A 3,619-nucleotide genomic window follows, 5' to 3' on the forward strand; every position below is an offset into this window, starting at 1 on the left:
CGCGGATCGTCGCCGCCCGCTCGCGGGCCGTGGCCACCTGCCGCGGGCAGGGTGGCATGGCCGCCGTCGAACGCGGCGTGGACTGGATCACCGAACGCCTCACCGGCACCGGACTGTCCGTGGCCGCGGTCAACACCCCAGGATCCACCGTGATCTCGGGAGACGGAGACGCCCTCGACACCCTCCTCGCCCAACTCAAGGCCGAGGACGTGTTCGCCCGCCGGGTACAGGTCGACTACGCCTCCCACAGCGCACACATGGACCCCCTCCTGCCCGCCCTGGCCGACGAGCTCGCCGGCCTCCAGTCGGCAGCCGGACGGATCCCGATGTACTCCACCGTCCACGGCCGCCTGATCCACGGCACCGAAATGAACGCCGACTACTGGTGCGCCAACCTGCGCCGGCCGGTCCGTTTCGACCAGGCCACCCAGGCAGCCACCACCGACGGCCACCAGACCTGGATCGAAGTCAGCCCCCACCCCGTCATGGCCATGGCCCTCGACGAGATCACCCAGCACCACGGCGGAACCACCGTCGCCACCGCCCACCGGAACCAGGCCGACACCACCGACGTGCTGTCCGCATGGGTCCGCGCCGGACTGGCCCGGGGGAACGGGTGGCCGTGGGAGCGCGCGGTGCCGCGGACGCCGGTGGAAACCGCCCTCCCCACCTACGCCTTCGACCGCCGGCGGTACTGGCTCCCCACCCCCAGCGGCACCCCGGCAGACCCCTCGGCCTGGGGCGCGGACGGGCTCGACCACCCCTGGCTCACCCTCTCCACCCCCCTGGCCGACGACGACGGCCTCCTCCTCACCGGCAGGATCGACGCCACCGAACCCGGACAGCGCTGGCTGAGCGACCACAAGGTGTTCGACACCGTGCTCCTGCCCGGCACCGGGATCCTCGACATGGTCCTCACCGCCGCCGAACGCGTGGGCGCCACCGGGATCGACACCCTCACCCTGACCACCCCCCTCGTCCTCCCCGAAACCGGCGCGCTGCGCGTCCAGGTCGCCGTCACCGGCACCGACGGCCACGGGTGCCGCCAGGTCACCGTCCACACCCACCCCGACCCCGACACCCGCCCCGACACACCCTGGACCACCCACGCCGCCGCCCAACTCACCCACCTGACAGTCGGCGACACCGACGGCCACGGATTCCGGGAACTCCGGAACTGGCCGGTGGCGGACACCACGGCAGTGGATCTGGACGGGTTCTACGACCGGCTGCGCGAGCGCGGAATCGACTACGGACCCGCCTTCCAGGGTCTGGTGGAGCTTTCCCGCAGCGGCGACACCGCTTATGCCGTGGTCCGCCTGCCCGAGGCCGAAGCCGAGAGCGCGGCGGCAGGCGCCTTCGCGGTGCATCCGGCGCTGCTGGACGCGGCGCTCCACGCGGTCTCCGTACTGGACACCGGCAGCGGACGGGTGTCGCTCCCCTTCGAGTGGACCGGGGCGGAGCTGTACGCCACCGGTGCGACCGAACTCCGTGTCCGGATCGAGCGGGATCCCGCGTCATTCGAGGCCCGGCTGTGGATGGCGGACGCCCACGGCGATCCGGTGGCCTACGTGGATGCGCTCGTGCTGCGTTCGGCGACCGAACAGCAGCTGCGGCAGCGCACGGACAGCCACCTCTACCGGCTCGACTTCCAGCCTCCCCGCACGACTCGCGAGGTACCGGCCGAGACCTGGGTCCTCGGCGGCTCCGGTGACCTCGCGCCCGTGACCGGCGGACGGCCCGTCATCGACGTGGACGAGCTGCGCGCCCGGCTCGACGCCGGCGACGAGCCCCCGGCTCGCCTCGTCGTCGACAGCACCACGCGGGACCCGGGTGATCTGGCGGACGTGGTGCGCTCGGCCACCGCCACGGGACTGCACGTGGCGCAGAGTCTGCTGGCCGAGTCCCGGCTGGACGGGACCGAACTGGTCTGGGTGACCCGGGAGGCCGTACCGGCCGAGCCGGGGAAGGGCATCGACGGCCTGGTGCACGCCCCGCTGTGGGGTCTGGTCCGTGCCGCGCGCGCCGAGTACCCGCAGCGATCGCTGCGACTGGTGGACACCGGTTCCGGAGCCGAGGACGTCGCCGCGCTCGCCAGGGCCGTGGCCGTCACGGACGAGCCCGAGATCGCGGTACGGGGAGGAGAGATCCGGGTCACGCGGCTGGTCGAGGTCGAACCGGAGCCGGAAGGTGTCACCGCCGGTACTCCGACGCCGGAGGGAACGGCACTGCTCACCGGAGGAACGGGTGAGCTGGGCAGGGAGCTCGCCCGGCATCTGGTGCGCACCCGTGGGGTCCGGCGTCTGGTGCTGACCTCGCGTCAGGGTGACCGGGCCCCGGGGGCCGCTGACCTCGCCGCCGAACTCACGGCGGCCGGGGCCGACAACGTACGGATCGTGGCCTGTGACGTCGCCGACAGGGAAGCCCTTGCCGGTCTGATCGGTTCCATCGATGATCTGGACTCGGTGTGGCACCTGGCCGGCGTGCTGGACGACGGACTGCTGCTCGACCAGAACGCGGAGCGGCTGGAACGCGTACTCGCTCCGAAGCTGGACGCCGCGCTGCATCTGCACGAACTGACCCGAGAGCACACGCTGTCCGAGTTCGTCATGTTCTCGTCGCTCGCCGGAGTGCTCGGAAGTCCCGGTCAGAGCACGTACGCCGCGGGCAACGCGTTCCTCGACGCCCTCGCCGTATGGCGTGTGCACGCGGGACTGCCCGCCAGGAGTCTGTCCTGGGGACTGTGGGAGCAGGCCGGCACGGGGCTGACCGCGCATCTCGGCCGGGCCGAGCTGACCCGGATCCGGCGCATGGGCATCGAGCCGCTGTCCGTGGACGAGGGGCTGCGGACACTGGACGCGGCGCTGGCGACGGATTCGCGGGGACATCTTGTTCCCGTGCGCCTCGGGCTGGCCGCGTTGCACCGTGGCCAGGACGAGGTGCCGGCGCTGCTTCGCGGCATGGTCAGGACGCGCCTGCGGCGGGCGAACGCGGGTAAGGCCCCCTCGGGCCTGCGCGGCAGGCTCGCGGTACTCTCCCCCGACCAGCGGCGGGAGTCGGTGACGCTGCTGGTGCGGTCGGCGGCGGCGAGCGTGCTCGGCCTTCCGGACGAGAGCACGGTGTCGGCCCAGCAGGTACTCAGGGACCTCGGCCTCGACTCGCTGATGGCCGTGGAAATGCGGCGCCGGGTCTCGCAGGAGACCGGGATTCCCCTGCCCGCGACGCTGGCGTTCGACTACCCGACCCCGGCCGCCATGGCGGAGTTCCTCCTGGAACGGATGGACCTGTCACAGGCAGTGCTGCCCGCCGAGGCTGTCGTACGGGCCGCGGACGAGGACGACGATCCGGTCGCGATCGTGTCGATGGCGTGCCGGCTGCCGGGCGGGGTGGGTACGCCGGAGGAGTTCTGGGAGTTGTTGTCCTCGGGCGGGGATGCGATCGAGGGGTTTCCGTCGCGGTGGGACGGCTGGGATGTGTACGACCCGGATCCGGAGGCCGTGGGCAAGAGTTATGCGCGTACGGGTGGATTCCTGCGGGACGTGGAGGAGTTCGACGCGGGGTTCTTCGGGATCCCGCCGCGCGAGGCGCAGGCGATGGATCCGCAGCAACGGCTGGTCCT

At 72.1% G+C, this 3,619-nt stretch carries 1 protein-coding gene; it reads left to right on the plus strand.

The window, feature by feature from the left end; genetic code table 11:
* The coding region (locus CU044_RS38675; protein ID WP_193564013.1) for an SDR family NAD(P)-dependent oxidoreductase at positions 1-3,619 on the plus strand (3,619 nt) is incomplete at both ends.

Source organism: Streptomyces sp. L-9-10 (assembly GCF_004151105.1).
Taxonomy (GTDB): domain Bacteria; phylum Actinomycetota; class Actinomycetes; order Streptomycetales; family Streptomycetaceae; genus Streptomyces.